Consider the following 22,792-nt stretch of genomic DNA (forward strand, 5'->3'; position numbering starts at 1 on the left):
CGGACCGCGCGGGTAGTGTCGAGCGTCGCGTAGGGGGTGCTGGTGATTCACGGCGTTTGGACCGGCGGGCGGCTAGGTCTGTGGGGCGAGCAAGCGCTGCCAGACGTGCCCGGTGAGCCCGCCACGCTGACGCTCGCCCTGCCGACGGCCGACGGCCGACCGGTCCCCGCCTCCGACGAACCGCCCGCCGACGCCACGCTGGCTTCGTGGCCCGTCTCAGTTGTGCTGCTCGGTCCGGGGCCGGCCCTGGAACTGCTCGCCGATCTCGACGATCTGGACTGGACGCCAGGCAGTGACCTGCGCTACCTGGCGGTCGTCGCCGCGTACGCCAACGGGCTGTTCAACCGTGGTCGACTGCTTCCCGCCCTGGTCACCGCCGACGGCGCGCACGCGGCCCGCTGGCGACCGGTGCTCACCGGCCGCGACGCCGCCGCCTTCCGGGAGTTGGCAGCGGCCATGCCGGGCGCGGTCCGGGCCGTCGACGCCGCGCCGCCTGGCCAGGTGCTGCGCGAGCTGCTCGACGCGTTCACCGACGCGGCCGCCCGCCGCGCCCTGCCGGAGCGGCTGCTGCTCGGCCACCGCCCCGGGCCGAAGGCGCCGGTCGCCGACCGGTGGATGCGCGCCCTGACGGCGGACGACCCGTCGGTCACCGCGACGACCACGCAACGCCCCGAGCTGGCCGCGCTGCGCACCGCGCTGGACGCGTGGCACCGCGCGGCGCACCAGGCCAACGAGCCGGTACGGGTGTGCTTCCGGCTGGTCGAGCCGCTGCCGACCACCGACCGCTGGGACCTCGAGTTCGCGCTGCAGTCGGTCGACGACCCGTCGCTGTACGTACCCGCCGAGGTGATCTGGGCCGGTCAGCGTGTGCCCGGCCTGCCCGCGCGCCCCGACGAGACCCTGCTCGCCGGCCTCGGCCGGGCGGTCCGGCTGTTCCCGCCGCTGGACGAAGCACTCCGCGAAGCGCAACCCACGGAGAGCATCCTCGACACCGCCGCGGCGTTCACGTTCCTGCGCCAGGCCGCTCCACTGCTGCAAGCCGCCGGTTACGGGGTGCAGCTGCCGGCCTGGGCGGGCCGCAAGAGCCTCGGCCTGAAGCTGACCACGCGCACCAAGTCGACGGCGAACGGCGGCAAGGCGCTGGCCGCGCAGGGTGTCGGCAAGGACCAACTGGTGGACTTCAAGGTCGACCTGATGGTCGGCGACGAGGAGATCAGCGCGGCTGACCTGCACGACCTGGCCCGCCTGAAGGTGCCGCTGCTGCGGGTCAAGGGCCGCTGGGTCGAGCTCGACGACCGCCAGCTCACGGCGGCCATCCGGGCGGTCGAGCAGCACCGCACGGGCGAGCTCACCGTCGCCGAGGTGCTGGGCCAGGTCGCCGCGGGCGGCGAGGAGGACCTGCCCCTGGTCGCGGTCGACGCGGACGGCTGGCTCGGCGACCTGCTCTCCGGGGACGCGGACCACCGCCTCCAACCGACCCCGACGCCGCCATCCTTCCAAGGCACGCTGCGCCCGTACCAGGAACGCGGCCTGTCCTGGCTCGACTTCCTCTCGCGCCTGGGCATCGGCGGCATCCTCGCGGACGACATGGGCCTGGGGAAGAGCCCGCAGACACTGGCACTCCTGCTCGCGGAGCGGGAACGCGGCGTCAAAAGCTCGACGCTGTTGGTCTGTCCCATGTCGTTGGTGAGCAACTGGCGCAAGGAGGCCGAGAAGTTCGCTCCCTCGCTCGACGTCTACGTGCACCACGGTGCGACGCGGGACGTCGGGCGGCTCGGGCACGCCGATCTGGTGATCACCACGTACGGGACGGCCTTGCGGGATCTCGACGCTTTGCGGCAGGTCGAATGGGGTCGGGTGGTGTGCGACGAGGCGCAGGCCATCAAGAACTCGGCGACCCGCCAGTCACAGGCTGTGCGGGCCATCCCGGCTGGCACCCGACTCGCGCTGACCGGCACGCCGGTCGAGAACCATCTGGCCGAGCTATGGTCCATCATGGACTTCGCCAACCCGGGGCTGCTCGGGCCGGCCAAGACGTTCCGGCGGCGTTATCAGGAGCCCATCGAGGTGCGGCAGGACGAGGACGCCGCCGCCGCGTTGAAGCGGGCTACCGGGCCGTTCGTGTTGCGGCGCCTCAAGACCGACAAGACCATCATCTCCGACCTGCCCGAGAAGCTGGAGATGAAGGTCTGGTGTCCGCTCACCACCGAGCAGGCTGCTCTCTACCAGGCGGTCGTCGACGACATGATGAACAAGATCGGGTCTAGCGCGGGCATCGAGCGCCGGGGCAACGTGCTGGCCGCGATGACCCGGCTCAAGCAGGTCTGCAACCACCCGGCGCACCTGCTGCGCGACGGGTCCAAGCTGGCCGGCCGGTCCGGCAAGCTCGCCCGGTTGCAGGAGCTGGCCGAGGAGATCGTCGAAGAGGGCGACAAGGGCCTGGTCTTCACGCAGTACGCCGAGTTCGGCACGCTACTCCAGCCTTATCTGGCCGCGCACCTCGACCGGCCGGTGCTCTGGCTCCATGGTGGACTGTCGAAGCAGCGCCGGGACGAGTTGGTCACCCGGTTTCAGAACGACCCGGAGCCGATGATCTTCCTGTTGTCGCTCAAGGCGGCCGGCACCGGGCTCAACCTGACCGCGGCCAACCACGTGATCCACGTCGACCGGTGGTGGAATCCCGCCGTCGAGGACCAGGCGACCGACCGCGCGTACCGGATCGGGCAGGCGCGCAACGTGCAGGTCCGCAAGTTCATCTGCACCGGCACGATCGAGGAGCGGGTGGACGAGATGATCGAGCGCAAGAAGGCGTTGGCGCAACGGGTGGTCGGCACCGGCGAGGAATGGCTGACCGAACTGTCCACCGAGGAGCTGCGCGACCTGTTCGCGCTCGACCCGAAGGCGGTGGGCTGATGCCGATCGGTCCCGACGGCTGGTTCGAGGGCGGCAAGACCATCAAGGTCGAGGGCGGCATCAAGGCTCGCTCGCGCCGCGGCACGATCGGCGAGGAGTGGTGGTCCCGGCGGTTCATCGACATCCTCGAAGGCATCTGCGACAAAGGCCGCCTGGACCGGGGCCGCCGGTACGCGCGCCAGGGCCAGGTGCTCAACCTCGACCTGGAGCCGGGCCGGCTGGGCGCCCGCGTGCAGGGTTCGCGCGCCGAGCCGTACCAGGTGGAAGTCAAGATCCCGGTGTTCGACGGGGCTGCCTGGACCCGCGTCGAGGAGGCGCTGGCACACCAGGCGGTGTTCCGGGCCAAGCTGCTGGCCGGCGAGATGCCGACGCAGATCGTGACCGTTTTCGACGACCTCGGGCTGCCGCTGTTCCCGGCGGAGCTCGACATGAAGTGCTCCTGCCCTGACTGGGGCTTTCCCTGCAAGCACCTGTCGGCGGTGCTGTATCTGCTCGCCGAGGCTTTCGACGACGACCCGTTCCTGGTGCTGGCCTGGCGCGGTCGGGCTCGCGAGGAGCTGCTGGGTGCGCTGCGCGGGCCGGTCGTCGAGGAACCACCGGTCGATCCGCTGGAGGTGCCCGACCGCCCGCTGCGCGTCGACGACTTCTACCAACCGGGCGTGTCGCTGGCGAAGCTCAAGGAACTGCCCGGAGGGTCGACCGCACCCCCTGAGCTGCTGTTGCGCGTGTTGGATCCGCCGGCTGTGCGGGTGCGGCACATTCCCCTGGTCGACCTGCTCCGGCCCGTCTACCGGGATCTCGGCGAGGATCAAGCGTCGTAGTCGACGACCAGCTTGTCGGTGACCGGGCTCGACTGGCAGGTCAGCACGTAGCCCCGCTCGAGCTCGTCGGGCTCCAGCGCATAGTTGCGGGCCATCGTGACCTCGCCCTCGACCACCCGCGCCCGGCAGGTCGAGCACACCCCGCCCTTGCAGGCGAACGGCAGCTCGGAGCGCACGCGCAGCGCGGCGTCGAGGACCCGCTCGTCGCGGCGCATCCGCAGGGTCGAGACCCGGCCGTCGAGCAGCACGGACACCTCGACGGGCGCGGCGTCGTCGGCCGTGCTGGGCCGCCGGGGCGGCTCGGGAGCCTCGTCGACGTGGAAAAGCTCGGTGTGCACGGTGCGGTGGCCGGCGAGCACGTTGCGCGCGTCGGTGACCAGCCCGTACGGCCCGCACAGGAACCATTCGTCGACCTCACCGGCCGGGACGAGCCGGTCGAGGATGCGGGTCAGGCGGTCGGCGTCGATCCGGCCGGAGAGCAGCTCGGACTCGCCGGGCTCCTGCGAGAGCACGTGCACCAGGTGCAGGCGGGCGGCGTACCGGTCCTTGAGGTCACCGAGCTCGTCGGCGAACATCACGCTGCGGGCGAACCGGTTGCCGTAGAGCACGGTGAACCGGCTGTGTTCCTCGGTCGCGAGCGCGGTGGCGACGAGCGAGAGCACTGGTGTGATGCCCGAGCCCGCGGCGATCGCGCCGTAGTGCCGTCGCCGGCCGGCCTCGAAGGCGGAGGTGAACTTCCCCAGCGGGGGCATCACGTCGATCGCGTCGCCCCGCCGCAGCGCGCCGGCCGCGTAGCTGGAGAAGACGCCGCCGGGGATCTCCTTGACGCCGATCCGGAGCAGCCCGGTGTCGGCCAGGTCGGCGGGCGTCGAGCAGATGGAGTACGACCGCCGCGCGTCGTCGTCGACCTTGCGCACGGTGAGGTGCTGCCCGGCCCGGAAGGCGAACTGCTCGCGCAGCTCGGCGGGCACCAAGAAGGTGATCGCGACGGCGTCGTCGGTGAGCCGGTCGATCGCCGCCACCGGCAGCGGGTGGAACACCGGGCGCCGGCGGGTCGGTCGGCTGATCGTCACGCTCATCGTCAGTAGGCCTTCATCGCGTCGAACGGCTCGCCGCAGGCGCGGCAGCGCCACAGCGCCTTGCAGGCGGTCGAGCCGAAGCGGCTCAGCTGCTCGGTGTCGGGCGAACCGCAGTTCGTGCAGCGTACGGCCAGCGACAGCGCCACCGGCCGCGCCGGGCCGGGCGGTGCGACACCGGCGGCGGCCAGCTTCTCCCGGCCGCCGGCCGAGATCCAGTCGGTGCTCCAGGCGGGCGCGAACACGGTGCGGACCTCGTGGTCGGCGTGCCCGGCGGCGCGCAGGGCGGCGCCGATGTCGGCACGGATGACGTCCATCGCCGGGCAGCCGGTGTACGTCGGCGTGATCGTGACGATGACGTGGCCGCGCTCGTCGGTCTCGACCTCGCGCAGGATGCCGAGCTCGTCGATGGTGACCACGCGCAGCTCCGGGTCGACGACCCCCGCCACCGCCTCGCGCGCGGCCGTCACCACCGCGCTCCCGGATGGTCCCGGTGCAGTTGCTGCATCTCGGCCAGCAGCTCGACCAGGTGGGTGCGCTCGCCGGTCGGTTCGGCGACCGGCGCCGGCACCGTCAGCGTCGCGCGGCTGAACACGTCTTCCACAGTGGACGTCCACGTCTTGCGCATCTCGGCCGGGTCGACGGGGCCGCCGTCGTCGCCGGCGAACAGGCCGTCGACGAACGGCCACACGGTGTCGAAGGCCGCCTGCATGCGCCGGTGGGACTCGTCGGTGCCGTCGCCCAGCCGCAGTGTCCACAGTGTGCTGTGGTCGAGGTGGTAGGCCGACTCCTTGCGCGCCTTGCCGGCGATCGCGGCGAGCCGGTCGTCGCCGGCACCCGCCAGCGCCTCGTAGAACGGGAGCTGGAACGCCGAGAGCAGCAGCAGCTTGGCGATCACCATGCCGAAGTCGGGCTCGGGCTGCTCGACCAGCCGGCAGTTGCGGAACTCGGCGGGGCCGCGCTGGTAGGCCAGGGCGTCCTCGTCACGGCCCGCGCCCTCGAGCTCGCCGGCGTACGTCAGCAGCAGCCGCGCGGCGCCGAGCTGGTCGAGCGCGATGTTCGCCAGCGCGACGTCTTCCTCCATCTCCGGCCCGGCGGCGTACCAGGCACCGAGCCGCTGGGCGGTGACGAGTGCGTCGTCGCCCAGCCGGAGGACGTAGTCGACCGTGGTCACAGGTGCTTCGCTCCGTCTGGTACGTCGTAGAAGGTGGGGTGCCGGTAGACCTTGTCGGCGGCGGGGTCGAAGAAGGAGTCCTTCTCGTCGGGGCTGGACGCGGTGATGGCGGTGGCCGGCACGACCCAGATGGAGACACCTTCCTCGCGCCGGGTGTAGACGTCGCGGGCGTTGCGCAGGGCCAGCTCCGCGTCCGGCGCGTGCAGACTGCCGACGTGGGTGTGCGACAGCCCGCGGCGCGGTCGCACGAACACTTCGAACAAAGGCTCGCCTGTCATACAGCCACCACTTCCTCCTGCTTCGCGGCGTACGCCGCGGCCGCCTCGCGTACCCAGGCACCGTCTGAATGAGCCCGGCGCCGGTGCGCCATCCGCTCGGCGTTGCAGGGGCCGTCGCCCTTGATCACTCGCATCAGCTCGTCGAAGTCCGGTGCGGTGTAGTCGTGTGCCTGGCGCTCGCTGTTCCAGCGGAGGTCGGGATCCGGGATCCGCAGACCCAGTACGCCAGCCTGCTGGACGCACATGTCGACGAAGCGCTGCCGCAGGTCGTCGTTGGAGAAGCGCTTGATCTTCCACGCCATCGACTGCGCGGAGTGGGTGGAGTCGGTGTCGGGCGGGCCGAACATCGCTAGCGACGGGTACCACCAGCGGTCGACGGCGTCCTGGGCCATCGCGTGCTGCTCGGGCGTGCCGTGCGAGAGGGTGTGCAGGATCTCGTAGCCCTGCCGCTGGTGGAAGGACTCCTCCTTGCAGATCCTGATCATCGCCCGCGCGTACGGCCCGTAGGAGCAGCGGCACAGCGGCACTTGGTTGACGATGGCGGCGCCGTCGACGAGCCAGCCGATCGCGCCGATGTCGGCCCAGGTCAACGTGGGGTAGTTGAAGATCGAGCTGTATTTCTGCCGGCCGTCGAGCAGCATGTCGACCAGCTCCGCGCGGGTGACGCCGAGGGTCTCCGCGGCCGCGTAGAGATAAAGGCCGTGTCCCGCCTCGTCCTGGACCTTGGCCAGCAGGATCGCCTTGCGCTTGAGCGAGGGTGCGCGGGTGATCCAGCTGCCCTCGGGCTGCATTCCGATGATCTCGGAGTGGGCGTGCTGGGCGATCTGCCGGACCAGGCCGCGCCGATAGGCGTCGGGCATCCAGTCGCGGGGCTCGATTTTCTGGTCGGCGTCGATCACGGCGTCGAAGTAGTCCTGAAGTGCCGCCGGATCGCCCTCGACCCGACCACGGTGTGCGGCGGCGCGTAACGCCGCCTCGGCGGCCTCGACCTGCCCGAGGAGACCACCGTCGGACCCGGCTTCCGGGCCGGCGAAGTCATTCCCGTACATGCCCTCAGTGTTACAGCTTCCTGACACACAAGCCAGCATCTGTAACAAACCCGTGGCGCGACATCACCCTGAGTGACCAGGACCGTGCATTCAGCAAATCATTTCTTCCACTATGGACAATGACCCGCCTCACTTGGATGTCTAAGATTTCCTTAACTCTGTAGGCGAATGGCCCCCAAACAGCGTTATATCGGGCTGCTAACGCAGTTTCCACCCGTGCCATTGACCTGCGGACGGTCGTAGACTCGACCGCGGTAGATCGCCGACCCCTGCGATCGGTTACCGAGAGCCACCCCCCGGCCAGAAAACAACCGGAGATCACCCTTCATGCGTCCACGCGTGGTTATGGTGCTCGCCATCGCAGCCCTGCTGCTCGGTGGAGTGCTGCTCGTGCCCGCCGCATACGCCAAGATCAGCGATGGCGGTGACGGTGGCACCGCTGCGACGGCTGCCGGACCCGTCCCGACGATCCCACCGAAGGTGGTCGAACCGCCGCAGCCGACCCTCGCGGCCCAGCCGGTGTCGGTCAAGGTCGACGGCGGGTTCTACGCGTGGGCCCTGATGGATCTCAAGACCGGCAAGATCTCCGGCTCGAAGAACAGCGCGTCACAGACGAGCTCGACCGAGTCGATGATCAAAACGTGGATCGTGTCGGATTACCTCCGTCAATTGGACGAATCGGGCAAGCCGCTTGATTCCACCTATAAGACGATGATTCAGCGGGCTATTCGTAACAGCGACGACGACGCGGCCGGCACCATCAACAAGCTGGGCGGCGGCACCGCCCAGACCAAACGCATGATCACGTGGTGCGGGCTGAAGAACACCCAGCTCGGAAGAATCTCCGGCTACGAAGGCTGGTGGAGCTTCACCGAGATGTCCGCGCAGGACGTGACGCGCCTCGGCAAGTGCATCCAGTCCGGCAAGGCGGCGGGCAAGAAATACACGCCGCTGGTGCTCAGCGAGATGACCAAGGTCGCGGGCAAGGTCACGCAGCAGGCGAAGACGTCCGGCGGCGGCCGCTGGGGCATCATCGACGGTTTGCCCAAGGAGCTCGTCGCCAAAGAGGGCCCGATCAGCATCAAGAACGGCTGGACCCCGCTCGTCTACGACAACGACTGGCACATCAGCTGCATGGCCATCAGCAAGGACTGGGTACTCGCCGTGCAGACGCGTTACCCCATCTCGAAGGGCCTGGCTTATGGTGCGAAGGTGTGTCAGGACACCGCGACGCAGCTGGTGACCCCGAAGGTCGGCGCAGCGCTGAAGATCCCTGCTTCCAGTGGCAGCCAGGGCTGACCGTTGGCAACTCGTCCTAAGCGGCGCCGAGCCCGGCGCACCACGACCGTTGTCGCCATAGCCGTCGTTCTCGCAGCTTTGGCTGTCGCCGGGATACGCCTCTGGCCAGGCTCGCCGATGGCCACCCGCGCGGCCGCACGCTGGGAGACCCCGCCCGGCCTGACCGGCGCCACCGGTGACCCCGACGCCTCGCCGACCAACCCCCCGACCAAGTCGGCCTCCCCCAAGCCCACGCTCAAGCCCCTCCCGGTCGCCGCCACTGACGTTCAGATCGACCACACCGGCTGGTACTCGTGGGCGCTGCTCGACACCCGCACCGGGAAGATGTCTGGTCCGGCCGACCGCACCGACCTGAGCACGACCGCCTCGTTGATCAAGTCCTGGATCGGCGCCGACTTCCTGCGCCGCTCGGCCGAGCAGGGCACCGAGCCGAGCGCGTCGCGGATGGCCCAGGTCGAGACGATGATCCGGGACAGCGACAACAACGCCGCGCAGTCGCTCTACGAAGCCAACGGCGGGTCCCCGTCGATCAAGCGCCTGATCTCCATGTGCAAGCTGCAGGACAGCAAGGTCGCGGCCGACGGTGGCTGGAGCCGCACGCTGCTCTCCCCGGCCGACGTCACCCGCCTCGGCGCCTGCATCGCGAACGGCACCGCCGCTGGTCCGAAATGGACGAAGTACCTGCTCGACGAGATGCGGGCGGTACGCGGCACCGGCAACTTCGGGATCCGCAAGGCCTTCCCGGCGGCCGACCAGAAGAAGATCGCCATCAAGAACGGCTGGGTCGACCGGCAGCGCGAGCAGGAGTACCACGTCAGCTGCATGGCGATCGGGGACGGCTGGGTGATCGGCGTGATGACCAAGTACGAGATCAACAAGGGCTACACGTACGGCGCCGACATCTGTGAGCAGGTCGGCGAGCAACTCCGCGCGGCCGCGAGCTAGATCTCCAAGTTTCCGGGTGCGGGCCGCGCCGGCTCGCTAACCTGACCCAGGGAATCTTGGACAGAACGAAGGTCTGCCACCCTTCGTCCGGCGCATCCGGGGCTGATTGTGAGCACTAGCCATAGGCGGCGCCGGGACCACCGCGCCACGACCGTCATCGCCCTCATCGGCGTACTCGCCGTCGTCGGCTTCGCCGGAGCACGGTTCTGGCCGGGGTCACCGTTCGCCTCGCGGTCGGCGGCCCGCACGCGGATCGCTCCTCAGGCCGTCGCCACGAGCCGGGTGCCCGAGTCAGCACCCAAGACCGGGCTCTCGCCGCTGCCGGTGAAGGCGACCGAGATCAGGATCTCGCACAGCGGCTGGTACTCGTGGGCGCTGCTCGACACCCGTACTGGCGAGCTGTCCGGTCCGACCGACCGCACCGCGCTGAGCACCACCGCGTCGCTGATCAAGTCGTGGATCGGGGCGGACTTCCTGCACCGGACGGCCGAGCGGGGCCAGCGCCCGACCGACGAAGAGGCCGAACAGCTCGAGACCATGATCCGCGACAGTGACAACGAGGCAGCGGACGCACTCTTCGACGCCGTCGGTCGGGAGGACTCGATCCGGCGGTTGATCTCGACCTGCGACCTCCACGAGAGCATGGCCGCCTCGGACGGCGGCTGGAGCGGCACCCTGATGTCACCGGCCGACATCACCCGACTGGGCGCGTGCATCGCCGACGGGCGCGCGGCCGGCCCGGTCTGGACCGACTACCTGCTCGACCAGCTCCGGGCGGTTCGCGACGACGGGGACTTCGGCATCCGCAAGGCGTTCCCGGAAGACCAGCAGAGGACGATCGCGACGAAGAACGGCTGGGTCGACCGGGAGGAGGAGCAGGAGTACCACGTCAGCTGCATGGCCATCGGCACCGGCTGGGTGGTCGGCGCGATGGCCCGCTACGAGATCGAGAAAGGCCCGGCGTACGGCGCCGAGATCTGCAAGCTGGTCGGCGCGCAGCTCCGCAAGGCGGCCGGAGGCTAGTCGGTGTAGAAGGCCGGGCCGGTCGCCGGTAGCTCGGGCGCCTCGCCCGCGATCGCCGCACGGCGGGCGAACTCGCGCAGCCCGGCGATCTGCCGGTCGCCCAGGGAGAAGTCGAGCACCCGGAAGTACTCGGCCAGCGTCTCCGCGTCGAAGGGCTCCCAGCGGGCCGCGGCGGCCGCCACCTCGTCGAGCTCCGACAGGCACAGCTCGCGCGAGCGCAGGAACGCCTCGTGCACCTCTTTGACCTGGCCGGGGTTGCGCTCGGCGAACTCGCGCCGGGCGGCCCAGACGGCGAACACCATCGGCAGACCGGTCCACTCGCGCCAGGCCTGGCCCAGGTCCGTGACCGTCAGGCCGCGACCCGGAGCCTCGTAGAGCGCCCGCAGGGCGGCGTCGCCGATCAGCACCGCGGCGTCGGCCTCCAGCAGCATCTGGGTCAGCTCGGGCGGACACCGGAAGTATTCAGGTGTCACGCCGTGGCGCTGGGTCAGCAGCATCTGTGCGAGCAGCACGCCGGTCCGCGAGGTCGAGCCGAGCGCGACCCGGGCGCCGTCCAGGTCGGTGAGCGGCTTGGTCGAGACCATGTTGACGGACAGCACCGGGCCGTCGCTGCCGACCGCGAGGTCGGGCAGCAGGACGAGCTCGTCGGCGTGGCGCAGGTACTCCACCAGCGAGATCGGGCCGATGTCGAGGTCGCCGGCGACCAGGGCGGTGTTGAGCTTGTCCGGGGTGTCCTTGTGGAGGTCGACGTCGAGCAGGGCACCCGAGCGCATGAGGCCCCAGTAGATCGGAAGACAGTTCAGGAACTGGATGTGCCCGACTCGGGGTCTGCGAATCTCCGTCATGGTGACCTCACCGTATCCCGAGCAGTGGGATGCCGCTCAGGCGACCGCCGGGGATGTGACGCGCTCCTGCCGGATCGCGCGCGCGACCGGCACCGCGACGGCGACCACCGCGAGCACTCCGGCCAGGCCGAACCCCAACACCAGGGCACGCGGCGAGAAGGGGCCGAGCAGGGCGCCGGCCAGCAGGTACCCGAACATCGCACCGCCGTTGGCCGCCGCGTTGAGCCCCGCGAACGCCCGGCCGCGCGCCCGCTCCGGCACCCGGCGCGAGACCAGGATCGTGCTGAACACGCCGAGACCGCCGTTGAGCAGGCCGCCGGCCAGCCAGAGCAGCACGACCAGCCAGACACCAGGTGCGGCCGCACTGATCACGACCGGCACACAGGTCGAGCCGAGCAGGATGAGCAACGCGCCGACCAGGTTGGCGTCGTCGTCGAAGCGGCGGACCGCCTTGGCGAACACCCAGGCACCGGCCGCCATGCCTGCGGTCCAGGACGCGGTGACCAGCCCGAACGCAGAGGCGGAGGCGCCCAGGGTGTCGCGGATGAAGAAGACCTCGACGACGTTGACGCCGCCGACGCCGGCGACCACGGCGCCGAAGGCCAGGAAGGTGGCCAGCATCAGGCCGTCGCCACGCAGCGTCCAGGCCGTCTTGGCCGCTGCCGCGGCCGCTTCGGGTGCGGCGCCGCGACGGGTCTTCAGCAGCAGCCCCGCGCAGGCTATGGCCAGATACGTGGCGGCGCCGATCAGCAGGGGTGGCCGGGAGCCGAGACCGCCAACCAGGAAGCCGGCCGCCGCCGGCCCGACCAGCATGCCGATCATCGACGCGGTCTGCCCGATCGCACTCGCTCTCGGCAGGTCGTCCGGCGTGACCATCGAGGGCACCAGCGCGGCGAACACCGGGTTGGTGATCGCGAGCCCGGATGCCAGCACGGCGACGAGGGCGATCAACGCGACGGGCGCGGTGACGAAGGCCAGCGCGGTGCAGACCAGCGCCTGGGCGACGCCGATGCCGACCAGCAATGTGCGGCTGTCAAGCCGGTCGGCCAGCCGGCCCGCCAGCGGAGCGAGCGCGACCAACGGCGTCGTCGCGGCCAGCCAGAGCCCGGAGACGGCGACACCGCCCGCGCCGCGCTCCTGCAGGGCAAGCGCGAGTGTGGTGGCGGCGAGCGTGTCACCGGCCATGGACAGAGCACGTGAGCCGGCGGTGACGTAGACGTCACTCCAGCGCGAAGAACCGGCAGATATGAAGGACATGCTTCGAAAATAATCCTTCACATCTGCCGGGGCAACCCCCTCGATGGACTAGTCGTCGGGGAAGGCGGCGAAATGCACGCGAACCGTGCGGGCTCCGTCCGGCGGCGCCTCGCGGTGCCGCCTCTTGAGCGGGTCGATCAACTCGTGCACCTGCTCGAGGAAGGTCTTGAGCTCGTCAGCGGTGACGAAGATCGTCGAGCTCGTGAGCCCGGCGGCGTCGCGCCACTCCTGCGGCTCGTCGCGGGCACGGGACAGGAACGTCCGCAGGCGCGCCTGGTCCCGCTCGAGGTAGACGGCCATCAGCGCGTCCTCGGCCGCCCGCGCCTCCGGGTCGCCGCGGCCCTGCTCGAGGTCGATCTGGAAGGAGTGCACGGGACTCTGCCAGACCCGCTCACGCCCGTCCCCCCGGCTGGGCGCCTCCTCGATCATGTTGACCTTGGCCAACTCCCGAAGGTGATAGCTGGTGGCACTAGGTGACAACCCGACGATCTCCGCGAACTCGGTAGCGGTCGTCGGCTCCCCGGTGGAGTTGAGGTGCTCCAGAATCGCCAACCGAGCCGGATGCGCCAACGCCCGCATCATCTTGGGATCCGTGATCTGACGCCGCTCCTGCCCGACCTCCGCCATACGAACATCGTCCCACCGCCGCCGTAAATGCCTGGCCGGCGGTCCGGGGCGGGCGTAACGTGGAGCGCCGCCGCGCTTGGAGGCGTGGTTACCGGGCACTGCCGGCACCGGCGGGCGTTGAGCGCTTCGCGCGGAGTTCCGGGCGGCCCAGGTCTTCCCGAGTCCCCCACTGACCACCGCCGGAAGGTTTCCTCGGATGACCCTGCCCGTTGTCAACACCGATGCCACCGAGCCCGCCAGCGATCTCGAGACCGACCTCGACGCCGAGCGGGCGCACCTGACCGCGTCGCGCGCCGCCCTCGGCCGGATGCGCAACCGCGCCGAGGCCCTGTTCAGCACCGGCGGCAACGTCGCCGGTGACGCTTACACCGCCGAGACCCTCGGGCGTACGCTCGCCCGCCGTGTCGCCGAGCTCGCCGACGACCCGGACACCCCGCTGTTCTTCGGGCGGCTCGACTTCGGCACCGGGCCGGACGCCGAGGACCACGCGGGGCACCGCTACCACGTCGGGCGCCGGCACGTCACCGATGACGACGGTGAGCCGATGGTGCTCGACTGGCGTGCGCCGGTGTCCCGCGCCTTCTACCGGGCCAGCGCCAAGGAACCGCAGGGCATCGCCGTGCGGCGCCGGTTCGGGTTCGCCGCCGGGCTGCTGACCAGCTTCGAGGACGAGCACCTTGACCGGGGTGAGGAGCTCGGCACCGCCAGCCGGATCCTGACCGCCGAGATCGAGCGGCCCCGCGTCGGGCCGATGCGTGACATCGTCGCCACGATCCAACCCGAGCAGGACGAACTGGTCCGGGCCGACCTGGACGTCTCGATCTGCGTGCAGGGCGCTCCCGGCACCGGAAAGACCGCGGTCGGCCTGCACCGCGCCGCCTACCTGCTCTACCTGCATCGGGAGCGGCTGCGCCGGTCCGGCGTGCTGGTCGTCGGGCCGAACCGGGCGTTCCTGTCCTACATCTCCGCGGTGCTGCCGGCGCTCGGCGAGGTCGAGGTCGAGCAGGCGACGGTCGACGACCTGATCGCGGCCGTCCGGGTGCGCGCCGAGGACTCCCCGGCCGCCGCGACGGTCAAGCACGACGCCCGGATGGCCGCCGTCCTGGCCACCGCCCTGGACGCCCACATCGGCGGCGACGTCGAGCCGATGACGGTGCCCGACGGCTCGTACCGCTGGCGGATCGGTGCCGAAGTTCTGCGCCGCCTGGTCGACGACGTGCGCGCCGAGAACCTGCCCTACGGCACCGCCCGCGAACGGATCCGGGCACGCGTGGTCAGCCTGCTGCAACGCCAGTCCGAGGCGCGCCGCGGTGACTCGCCCAACGACGCCTGGCTGCGCCGGATGGGCAAGGCCAAGCAGGTCACCGACTTCCTCGACCAGGTCTGGCCCGCGGTGACGCCGGAGGGCCTGGTCGCGGAGATCCTCACCGAACCGCCGGCGGGGGTGTTGACCGACGACGAGCGCGAGCTGATCCGCTGGCCGGCGGCACCCCGGTCGCTCAAGGCCGCCAAGTGGACCACCGCCGACCTGGTGCTGATCGACGAGGCCGCAGGCCTGATCGAACGGCGCCCGAGCTTCGGCCACGTCGTCGTCGACGAGGCGCAGGACCTGTCGGCGATGCAGGCCCGCGCGATCGCCCGGCGCAGCGAGCACGGCTCGATCACCCTGCTCGGCGACCTCGCCCAGGGCACCGCGCCGTGGGCCGCCGCCGACTGGCGCGACACGCTGCGCCACCTCGGCAAGCCGGACGCCGAGGTGGTCCCGCTGACCATCGGCTTCCGCGTGCCGGCGGCCGTCGTCGCGTTCGCCAACCGCCTGCTGCCCGCGCTGGCGGTCGACGTGCCGGCGGCCCGCTCGCTGCGTCACGACGGCGGGCTGACGATCGAGCACGTGGCCGACCTCGCCGCGGCGACGGTCGACGAGGTCCGGGACGCGCTGCGGCACGACGGCTCGGTCGGTGTGATCACGGCCGACGCCGCGGTGGACGGCCTCCGCGCAGCGCTGACCAAAGCCGGCATCGAGAACGCGACCGCCGACGACGTGGAGTCCGAAGCGCGGGTCACCGTCGTGCCGGCTTCGGTCGTCAAGGGCCTCGAGTACGACCATGTGGTCGTCGTCGAACCGGCCGCCATCGTGGCGGCCGAGCCCCGCGGCCTGCACCGCCTCTACGTGGTGCTCACCCGAGCGGTCAGCCGCCTGGCGGTCCTGCACACCGCAGCGCTCCCGGCGGTGCTGACCGACTAGAGCGTGCCGGCCTCCGGCCAGTGCGTCCAGTGGGTGTTGGGCACCGGCGACGGCCGATAACGGGTCGCGTCGCCGGTCGCCAGCACCTCGGCGAGCTGCTGGAACGTCGCGCACTCGCTCGGCAGCTCGTCGTCGACCGGCTGGCGCCACTCGTCGAGCCGAAGGATCTCGGGCAGGTCGGCCGGGATCCGGCGGCGCAGCTCGGCCTCGTCGGCGAGCAACGCCTCCCGGTGGGCGGGCGTCAACAGCCGGAACACGTCGACGAGTTCGGCACCCCGGGCCGCGCCGAGCTCGATCGCCGTGCCGCGAACGACCAGCGGACCGCCGGCGTACGTCTCCGGCTCGTCGACGTCCTCGATCTCGTCCCAGTTGTCGACGCGTTCGAGGAAGTCGGCGTTGTCCATGCCCGGCTCGCCCTGGGTCAGGCAGTTGCCGAAGACGTGCAGGACGTCTTCGAGGTTGCCGACCCGGGGCGAGTAGCCGACCGTCTCGATCACCAGCGCCCAGCGGCGATCGTCACGGAAGGCGTGCAGGCGCACGTCGACCGGGTAGTAGTAGCCGTTGTCGAGATCGGGAAAGTCGGTCCCGTCGAGCTGTTCGAGGATGTCGGCCGCGGCGATGGTCACCAACGCAATCTAGCGATCCGGCCCTGCTCGCCCGACGCGTAGCAGACCGCCAACCCGGCACACTCGACCGCGTCGAAGCTGCCGCCGTCGAACGGAGACCAATTGCGGCCGCCGTCGTAGGAGATGTCGCTGCCCGTCGGGCCGACCGCCAGCACCGGCCCCAGGCGGGTCATCCAGGCCGCGCCCGAGCGGTACTCGCCCGGCTCCTCCGCGGCCCGCGTCCAGGTGCGGCCGCCGTCGCGGGTGACGGCCGCGCCGTCGGGGGCGGCAGCAGGAGTCGCGTAGTCGCCGCCGACTGCCACTCCGTGGTCGCGGTCGCGGAACGCCAGCGAGTAGATGCCCGCCGAAGGCCCGCTCGGCACCGGCGTCTCCGAGACCCTCCAGGTGCGACCCAGGTCGTCGCTTCGGAACACCCGCGCGGTCGCGCCGCCGCCCGTGGCGAAGTAGGCACGCCCGCCGGACGCGACCAGGCACGTGCCGCTGGCCGCGAACGCGAACTCGCCCGGCAGGGCTGCCGGCATCCCGGCCGACGGCAGCACCGACCACGAGCGACCCGCGTCGCTGGTGGCCAGGATGCGGAACTTGCCGTCGACCGGGTCCGACAGGGCCAGACCGTGCCGTTCGTCGAGGAAGGTCAGGCAGTCGTAGAAGGCAGCAGGGTCGGTGTTGCGGAACGCCTCCGTCCAGGTGCGGCCGCCGTCGGACGTGCGGTAGACGCGGGAGTCCTCGCCGGTGCCGATCGAGAGCGCGACCGCCTGCCGTGCGTCGAACGCCTCGATGTCACGAAGCTCCAGCTCGACGGCCGCCGCGGGGCCGACCGACGACCACGTGCGGCCGCCGTTGACCGTGCGCAGCACGGTCCCGCCACTGCCGCTGGCCCAGACCGTGGCCGCACTGACCACGGAGAGGCCGCGCAGCCGCGCGGTGCTGTCGGTCGGCGAGAGGTCCCAGGACGGTGACGGGGTATGGGTGAACCCCGCCGAGACGGCCAGCACGCCCAGTGAGACGGCGGCCATCGACGCTTTCCGCATCCACATGCCGACCGAACTTACCCTGGATCAGCACCTGTGGATATCTTCTTCCACACCCGCTGAGCCAGCTCCCCCAGACGCTCGAGCGCCCGGCCGCGCGAGCCGAGCGCACAGAGGCTGCCGAGGAGCAGGTCCTTGTCACGGTCGGGCGGCGGCAGGTCGGCGAGGATGCGCTTGGCGCTGTCGGCACCGAAGCCGCGCGTCCAGCCGTTGTTGTCGAAGAAGTGGATGCGTTCGATGGCCTCCTTCAGGGTCTCACTGCGGCTGTCCACAGTGATCTGTCCGGTCGTCAGGTCGACGGCGCCGGTCGCCATCGCCCAGCCGATCAGCGGGTGTGCGCACGACTCCACCGCGGCGAAAGCGCCGTGGCGGGCGGCTTGGAGCGAGTGGTGCACGTCGTCGTAGTCGGGAAGGTAGGCGAGCACGGCATGGCCTCGTCCAGGATTGCCAACCTTGCCGGGGTCGCGCAGGACGGGCTGGAGGGCGTGGGCTCGGGCCTGTTCGAGCACCCACGCGGCCGCCAGTTCGGCGGCGTCGCTACGAGGGGTGTGGTCGTCGCTGGGCACCCATGCGGTGCGGTGCGTAAGAACGCTCACAAACCCCGACGGTAATCACGAAAGCCGTCGATTATGGCGAATACCTAAGAACCGCTCGGCCAGTCTGCGCTGACCGAACGGACGGGTACGACGAGCGGCCCGTCGACGCCGTCCACGACTCGGACCTTGGCCCGGTAGAAGCGCGACAGGATCTCCTCGGTCAGCACCTCGCGCGGGGTGCCGGCGGCGACCACGAGGCCTTCGGCGAGCAGCACCAGCCGGTCCGCGTAGCCGCCCGCGATCGAGAGGTCGTGCATCGTCGCCAGCACCGTCAAGCCCTGGTCGCGGCGCAGGGTGTCGACGAGCTCCAGCACCTCCTGCTGGTGGCCGATGTCGAGCGCGCTGGTCGGCTCGTCGAGCAGCAGCAGCGACGGCTCCTGGGCCAGTGCCCGCGCCAGGAACACCCGCTGCCGCTCGCCGCCGGAGAGGGTGTCGAGCTCGCGGTCGGCGAACCCGGTCAGGTCCAAGCGATCCAGCAGCGCCGTCACCGCGGCCAGGTCAGCAGCGGACTCCCGGCCGAGCAGCGACACGAACGGCGTGCGGCCGAGCAGCACGTAGTCGAAGACCGACATCCCCGGGGGTACGACCGGCGACTGCGCGACGGTGGCCACGGTCCGGGCTCGAGCCCGGCGCCGCAGGCGTTCGATGGGCGTACCCATCAGGGAAACCGCGCCCCCGGCGGGCAGCAGGCCGCCGATCGCCCGCAGCAACGTCGACTTGCCCGCGCCGTTCGGCCCGATCACCGCGACCCATTCCCCCGCCGCGACGGTGAGGTCGACCCCACGCAGGATCGGCGCCCTGCCCAGGGTGACGTGCAGGTCGCGAACCGAGATGACGCTCATGTGATCACCCGCTTGGCGGTGCGCAGCACGAGCACGAAGAACGGCCCGCCGACGAAAGCGGTGACCACGCCGATGGGGATCTCGGCGGGTGCGGCGAAGGTGCGCCCGGCCAGGTCCGCGAGGGTCAGGAAGGCGGCGCCGAACAGCATCGACAGTGGCAGGATCGCCCGGTAGCTGCTGCCGGCCAGCATTCGCACGATGTGCGGCACGACGATGCCGACGAACCCGATCAGCCCGGACACCGAGACCGCCGCGGCCGTGCCGAGCGAAGCCGCCGCGATCAGGATGTAGCGCGACCGCTGCGGGTGCAGGCCGAGGCCGCTCGCCTCGTCGTCGCCGACCGAGAGCACGTCGAGCTCGCGGCGCAAGGCCAGCACCACGACAGTCGTGACCACCGCGTACGGCAGCAGCAGCCGCACCTCGTGCCAGCCGTTGGTGGCCAGCCGCCCGAGCAGCCACGAGTAGATCGCCCGGATGTCGTCGGCGTTGCGCTGCATCAGGTAGGTCTGCCCGGCCGCGAGGAACGCTGACACGGCGACACCGGCCAGGATCAGCGACGCCGGGGTGCGGTCCCGGCCGGCGACGCCGAGCAGATAGGTGAGCGCGACCGCGATCAGCGCACCGGCGAACGCCGCCAGCGGCACGCTGGGCGGCAGCGAGCCCAGGTCGGCGCCGCGCAGCGCGACCACGGCGGTGACCGCGAGTCCGGCGCCGGCCGCCGCGCCCAACAGGTACGGGTCGGCCAGCGGGTTGCGGAACGCGCCCTGGTAGCAGCCGCCGGCCAGCGACAGCATCGCGCCCACGAGCAGCGCGAGCACGACCCGGGGCAGCCGGAGCTGGAGCACGATCGCCGCGTCGCGCTCCGAAAGTCCGCTGTGGATGTCGACGCCCGGGATCAGGTCCAGCAGCTCGGCCGCGACCCCACCGGGCGGCAGCGAGACCGGGCCGAACGCCAACCCGGCGATGGCCGCGACGACCACGGCGACAACGCCGCCGAGCAGCCACGGCCACCGTACGCCGGGGAGTTTGCTGGTTTTCAGGCCGGCACCTTCGAGACGGCGTCGACGATCTGCCGGAGCAGGTCGACGGTGCGCGGTCCCCAGCGCGAGGCGATGTCGTCGTTGAGCCCGACGATCTGCCCGCTCTTCACCGCGGTGATGCCGGACCAGCCGGGCCGGGCCTTGACCGTGTCGGCGTTCTGCTGGCAGCACACCGTGTCGGCCAGGAAGATCAGGTCAGGGTCGGCCTTGACCAGCGACTCGGCCGAGAGCTGCGGGTAGCCGCCCTTGCTGCCGTCGGCGTCCGCCGGGTCCGCCACGTTCTCGAGGCCGAGCTGGGCGAACAGCGAGCCGACGAAGGTCTTGGAGGTCAGCGAGTAGAGCTCCGGCCCGAGCTCGTAGTAGTACGTCAGCTTGGTCGCGCGCTTCGGCACGTCAGCGACCAGCTTGTCGACGTCCTCGCGCATCCGCTTGGCGAGATCCTCGGCGGCCGGGCGGTTGCCGGTCAGCGCGCCGATGTCGGTGATCTGCTGGTACGTGTCGTCGAGCGTCTTGCCGGCCGGGGCCACGTACACCGGGATCTTGAGCTGGGTGAGCTGTGCGACCACGTTGTTCATGTCGTTGGAGAGCACGACCAGGTCGGGGTTCTGCTCGGCGATCGCCTCCGCGTTGGGCTGGAACGCCGACAGCTTCGACTTGGGCGCGTCGGCCGGGAAGTTCGACTGGTCGTCGACGGCCTTCACCTGCGGGCCGGCACCGATCGCGAAGAGCACCTCGGTCGCGGTCGGCGACAGCGCCACGATCTTGGTGGGCTTGGCGGCCACGGTGAGGTCGCCGACGGTGACGGGGAAGTCCGGGGTAGCGCTGACGTTCGTGTTCGGCGGGGTGCCGCCGTTCTCGGTGCCACCGCCGGACCCGCAGCCGGCGAGCGCGAGGGCCGCGCCGAGGGCGACGGCGACGAAACGGGCCGGATATCGCATCAGAGCCTCCTGTCGGTCGAGGTCTGGTGCTTCGCCGACAGGGGGTTCGCCCGGCCCGCGAGGCGCCCTTCCTCGAGAGCGCTGGTTCGCGACCTTGGCAGGCGACCTGGCTTGTCCCCCGGAAAAAGGGGCATCACAGTTGCGGGACAGCGCCGGGTTCACACCGGCTTCGCTGCGTGGGGTCGGGAGCACGGTAACGCACAGGTCACCATGGTCGGCAGGACTGTTACGCCGCCGTTAGTCGCGTCACCGGCGCCCCGCGCTCGAACGCGGGACGCCGGTGACGTCGATGCTCAGCTCTGGGTGATCCGGACGTCGTCGACGCCGGCCTCGACGAGCGAAGCGGTCGAGGCATCGGTCGCCTCGATCAGGATCCGGACCGACTGCCCGGCGTACGCGGACAGGTTGGCGTTCGCGACCGCCCACGCACCGTTGCGGTTGGCGGCCGCGCCGGCCTGCGTGAAGACGGCCGTCGTGCCGCCGTTGTGGACCACGCTGACCCGGAAGAAGTCAGCCGACGACGAGTTCGAGCCGTGCGCGAGGTACCACGACAGGCTCAGCGTCAGCGTGCCGCTGGCGGGCAGGGTGATCGCCGGCGAGCGGACGCTGGTCAGGCCGCCGTCGACGTCGAAGTCGCCCGCGGCGCTGCCGGCCGACGCGCCGGTGACCAGGTCGTTGCTGCCGCTGACGGTGGTGCCGAGCTGCTTGGCACCGCTCGAGGTGGTGGCCGCCGGGTCACCGCGCACCCACTGACCGCTGGTCGCGGTGTCGGTGCCGGACGGGTTGGTAGTCCAGCCAGTGGCCGTCTCGAAGGTGTCGGAGTAGACGGTCGTGCCGCCACCGCCGCCGCAGTACTGCGCCTCCTTGCCGATGATTCGGTACGGACAGTCCGCGGCCTCCAGCAACATGAGCACGGCTTCCCGGTTGCGGCTGGTCTGCGCCGGGATCACCTCGTCGGGCGGGTAGAAGCCGCCGCCGCTGGCCGACCCCGGGTACATCTCGAACGTGTAAGCCCAGATGTTGTGGGCCGCCCACATCCAGTCGATGCTCGTGCCGTCGGCGATGTAGAGGTCGGACGACTGCTCCGGTGTGTAGCCGTTGGTCGCCGCCATCTGCTGCCCGAGGGTCGCGAAGGTGTTGTACTGGTCCGCGGTCATGCCGGTCGCGGTGTTCGCGGTCGTGTAGCCGTACGGCCAGAGCACCAGCTGCGAGTACGTGTGGAAGTCGATGTTGGCCTTGATCTGCTGCTGGCCGCCTACGACCCGGCTGTTGACGAAGTCGCGCAGGCCTTGGGTCTCCGGGGCGCTGAACGCCGACGGGCCGCGGTAGGTCTCCGAGCTGGTCGTGCCGGACGAACCGCCGCAGCAACCCCACTGGTAGCTCCAGTTGCGGTTGAGGTCGGTGCCCACATTGGACGAGCCGGAGTTGGGCTGCCGGTTCTTGCGCCAACTGCGGTAGGAGCCGGTGGCGATGTCGTACTCGCTGCCGTCGGGGTTGACGGTCGGCACGATCCAGATCTCCCGGCTGTTGACGAGGTTGGTGATCCGGGAGTCCGAGCCGTAGTTGTCGGTGAACAGGTTGAGCAGGTAGATGGCCATCTCGACGGTCAGATGCTCACGCGCGTGCTGCTGGTGGTTGAACAGGATCTCCGGCTCGGCCTCGTCGAGGTTGACGTTGTCGGAGATCTTGATCAGCATCAGGTCGCGGCCCTCGTACGAGCTGCCGATCGACAGCTTGCGGGCGATCGACGGGTGGTCCGCGACGACCTGGTTGACCACTGCCGTCAGCTCGGCGTAGTCGTGGTAGTTGGAGTCCGCGGGCGGGAAAGCCAGCGTCGACGGCCCACCACTGGTCGCGGGTGCCGTCACCCGTTCCAGCTTGAAGCCGAGCCGCCCGATGGCCGCGGCCTCGGCGGCGGTGGCGGTGACGTTGAGTACGCCGTGCTCGACATAGTCGATGGCGGCACCGGTGCGGGCGACGGCGTTGCGCTCGGCCAGGGTCTTCGGGCCGAGAACGCGGTACTCGACCGACGGCGCGGCGGCGGCGCCGAGACCGCCGGGCGCCGGTTTCGCCGCGACCGGGTTCGCCGAGGCGACTAGCAGGCCGACGATCGCGGAGCTGACCAGTGCGGTCAGCGCGCGGCGCCGGCCCAGAGGGATGGCCATGC

General features: G+C 70.7%; 21 protein-coding genes and 1 riboswitch. Of the genes, 6 read left to right on the forward strand and 15 right to left on the reverse strand.

The features are described from left to right. Positions 1–42: 42 nt before the first annotated feature. Both AB0J88_RS14710 and AB0J88_RS14715 read left to right on the forward strand, forming a co-directional pair. Positions 43–2,913: a DEAD/DEAH box helicase gene (locus AB0J88_RS14710; RefSeq protein WP_364344780.1), complete on the forward strand. Its 2,871-nt coding sequence runs from the start codon at positions 43–45 to the stop codon at positions 2,911–2,913. Next, positions 2,913–3,734: an SWIM zinc finger family protein gene (locus AB0J88_RS14715; protein WP_364344777.1), complete on the forward strand. Its 822-nt coding sequence runs from the start codon at positions 2,913–2,915 to the stop codon at positions 3,732–3,734. The genes AB0J88_RS14710 and AB0J88_RS14715 overlap by 1 nt, the downstream gene beginning before the upstream one ends. On the opposite strand, the gene paaE is transcribed toward AB0J88_RS14715, so the two are convergent. The 5 genes from paaE to paaA are packed head-to-tail and all read right to left on the reverse strand — an operon-like array spanning position 3,722 to position 7,311. Beyond that, positions 3,722–4,813 (reverse strand): 1,2-phenylacetyl-CoA epoxidase subunit PaaE, encoded by a 1,092-nt coding sequence (paaE, locus tag AB0J88_RS14720; RefSeq protein WP_364344774.1) that lies wholly within the window; start codon positions 4,811–4,813, stop codon positions 3,722–3,724. The two genes, AB0J88_RS14715 and paaE, sit on opposite strands and share 13 nt — an antisense overlap. 2 nt (positions 4,814–4,815) lie before the next feature. Next, positions 4,816–5,280 carry a 1,2-phenylacetyl-CoA epoxidase subunit PaaD gene (paaD, locus tag AB0J88_RS14725; RefSeq protein WP_364344771.1) on the reverse strand — a complete coding sequence of 155 codons (465 nt, stop codon included), beginning with the start codon at positions 5,278–5,280 and terminating at the stop codon, positions 4,816–4,818. Further along, positions 5,277–5,984, reverse strand: a complete 708-nt coding sequence (paaC, locus tag AB0J88_RS14730; RefSeq protein WP_364344768.1) for a 1,2-phenylacetyl-CoA epoxidase subunit PaaC — start codon at positions 5,982–5,984, stop codon at positions 5,277–5,279. The genes paaD and paaC overlap by 4 nt, the downstream gene beginning before the upstream one ends. Beyond that, positions 5,981–6,262, reverse strand: coding sequence for a 1,2-phenylacetyl-CoA epoxidase subunit PaaB (gene paaB / locus AB0J88_RS14735; protein ID WP_364344765.1), 282 nt, complete (start codon positions 6,260–6,262; stop codon positions 5,981–5,983). Before paaB ends, paaC begins: the two co-directional genes overlap by 4 nt. Continuing rightward, on the reverse strand, positions 6,259–7,311 hold the full coding sequence (gene paaA / locus AB0J88_RS14740; protein ID WP_364344762.1) for a 1,2-phenylacetyl-CoA epoxidase subunit PaaA: 1,053 nt from the start codon (positions 7,309–7,311) through the stop codon (positions 6,259–6,261). Before paaA ends, paaB begins: the two co-directional genes overlap by 4 nt. A 327-nt stretch (positions 7,312–7,638) precedes the next feature. On the opposite strand from paaA, the gene AB0J88_RS14745 reads away from it, so the two are divergent. The 3 genes from AB0J88_RS14745 to AB0J88_RS14755 all read left to right on the forward strand — a co-directional run bounded on the left by AB0J88_RS14745 (position 7,639) and on the right by AB0J88_RS14755 (position 10,578). Beyond that, positions 7,639–8,610, forward strand: coding sequence for a hypothetical protein (locus AB0J88_RS14745; RefSeq protein ID WP_364344759.1), 972 nt, complete (start codon positions 7,639–7,641; stop codon positions 8,608–8,610). Positions 8,611–8,727: 117 nt separating this feature from the next. Further along, positions 8,728–9,555: a serine hydrolase gene (locus tag AB0J88_RS14750; protein ID WP_364344756.1), complete on the forward strand. Its 828-nt coding sequence runs from the start codon at positions 8,728–8,730 to the stop codon at positions 9,553–9,555. Between the two features lie 108 nt (positions 9,556–9,663). Then, positions 9,664–10,578 (forward strand): serine hydrolase, encoded by a 915-nt coding sequence (locus AB0J88_RS14755; RefSeq protein ID WP_364344753.1) that lies wholly within the window; start codon positions 9,664–9,666, stop codon positions 10,576–10,578. On the opposite strand, the gene AB0J88_RS14760 is transcribed toward AB0J88_RS14755, so the two are convergent. The 3 genes from AB0J88_RS14760 to AB0J88_RS14770 are packed head-to-tail and all read right to left on the reverse strand — an operon-like array spanning position 10,575 to position 13,307. After that, positions 10,575–11,423 carry a menaquinone biosynthesis protein gene (locus AB0J88_RS14760; protein WP_364344750.1) on the reverse strand — a complete coding sequence of 283 codons (849 nt, stop codon included), beginning with the start codon at positions 11,421–11,423 and terminating at the stop codon, positions 10,575–10,577. The genes AB0J88_RS14755 and AB0J88_RS14760 overlap by 4 nt on opposite strands. 36 nt (positions 11,424–11,459) lie before the next feature. Beyond that, positions 11,460–12,680: an MFS transporter gene (locus AB0J88_RS14765; protein ID WP_364344747.1), complete on the reverse strand. Its 1,221-nt coding sequence runs from the start codon at positions 12,678–12,680 to the stop codon at positions 11,460–11,462. A gap of 48 nt (positions 12,681–12,728) precedes the next feature. After that, complete coding sequence (locus tag AB0J88_RS14770; RefSeq protein ID WP_364344744.1) at positions 12,729–13,307, reverse strand: helix-turn-helix domain-containing protein; 579 nt, start codon at positions 13,305–13,307, stop codon at positions 12,729–12,731. Between the two features lie 196 nt (positions 13,308–13,503). On the opposite strand from AB0J88_RS14770, the gene AB0J88_RS14775 reads away from it, so the two are divergent. Then, a complete protein-coding gene (locus tag AB0J88_RS14775; protein ID WP_364344741.1) occupies positions 13,504–15,552 on the forward strand; it encodes an AAA family ATPase in 2,049 nt (682 codons plus the stop codon). Here the strand turns inward: AB0J88_RS14775 and AB0J88_RS14780 are convergent. The 7 genes from AB0J88_RS14780 to AB0J88_RS14810 form a co-directional block, all read right to left on the reverse strand. Then, positions 15,549–16,178 (reverse strand): hypothetical protein, encoded by a 630-nt coding sequence (locus tag AB0J88_RS14780; RefSeq protein WP_364344738.1) that lies wholly within the window; start codon positions 16,176–16,178, stop codon positions 15,549–15,551. The genes AB0J88_RS14775 and AB0J88_RS14780 overlap by 4 nt on opposite strands. Next, entirely contained in the window at positions 16,175–17,215 is a 1,041-nt protein-coding gene (locus tag AB0J88_RS14785) for an oxidoreductase (protein ID WP_364344735.1), read from the reverse strand. The genes AB0J88_RS14780 and AB0J88_RS14785 overlap by 4 nt, the downstream gene beginning before the upstream one ends. Before the next feature lie 11 nt (positions 17,216–17,226). Further along, positions 17,227–17,805: a hypothetical protein gene (locus tag AB0J88_RS14790; RefSeq protein ID WP_364344732.1), complete on the reverse strand. Its 579-nt coding sequence runs from the start codon at positions 17,803–17,805 to the stop codon at positions 17,227–17,229. Positions 17,806–17,849: 44 nt separating this feature from the next. Continuing rightward, entirely contained in the window at positions 17,850–18,647 is a 798-nt protein-coding gene (locus AB0J88_RS14795) for an ABC transporter ATP-binding protein (protein ID WP_364344729.1), read from the reverse strand. Then, positions 18,644–19,687 carry an iron ABC transporter permease gene (locus AB0J88_RS14800; RefSeq protein WP_364346070.1) on the reverse strand — a complete coding sequence of 348 codons (1,044 nt, stop codon included), beginning with the start codon at positions 19,685–19,687 and terminating at the stop codon, positions 18,644–18,646. Before AB0J88_RS14800 ends, AB0J88_RS14795 begins: the two co-directional genes overlap by 4 nt. Continuing rightward, positions 19,684–20,625 carry an ABC transporter substrate-binding protein gene (locus AB0J88_RS14805; protein ID WP_364344726.1) on the reverse strand — a complete coding sequence of 314 codons (942 nt, stop codon included), beginning with the start codon at positions 20,623–20,625 and terminating at the stop codon, positions 19,684–19,686. Before AB0J88_RS14805 ends, AB0J88_RS14800 begins: the two co-directional genes overlap by 4 nt. A gap of 78 nt (positions 20,626–20,703) precedes the next feature. Beyond that, positions 20,704–20,853, reverse strand: a riboswitch (cobalamin riboswitch). A gap of 65 nt (positions 20,854–20,918) precedes the next feature. Next, entirely contained in the window at positions 20,919–22,790 is a 1,872-nt protein-coding gene (locus AB0J88_RS14810) for a M14 family zinc carboxypeptidase (protein WP_364344723.1), read from the reverse strand. Positions 22,791–22,792: the final 2 nt, after the last annotated feature.

The organism is Asanoa sp. NPDC049475, from assembly GCF_040676915.1.
GTDB lineage: Bacteria > Actinomycetota > Actinomycetes > Mycobacteriales > Micromonosporaceae > Asanoa.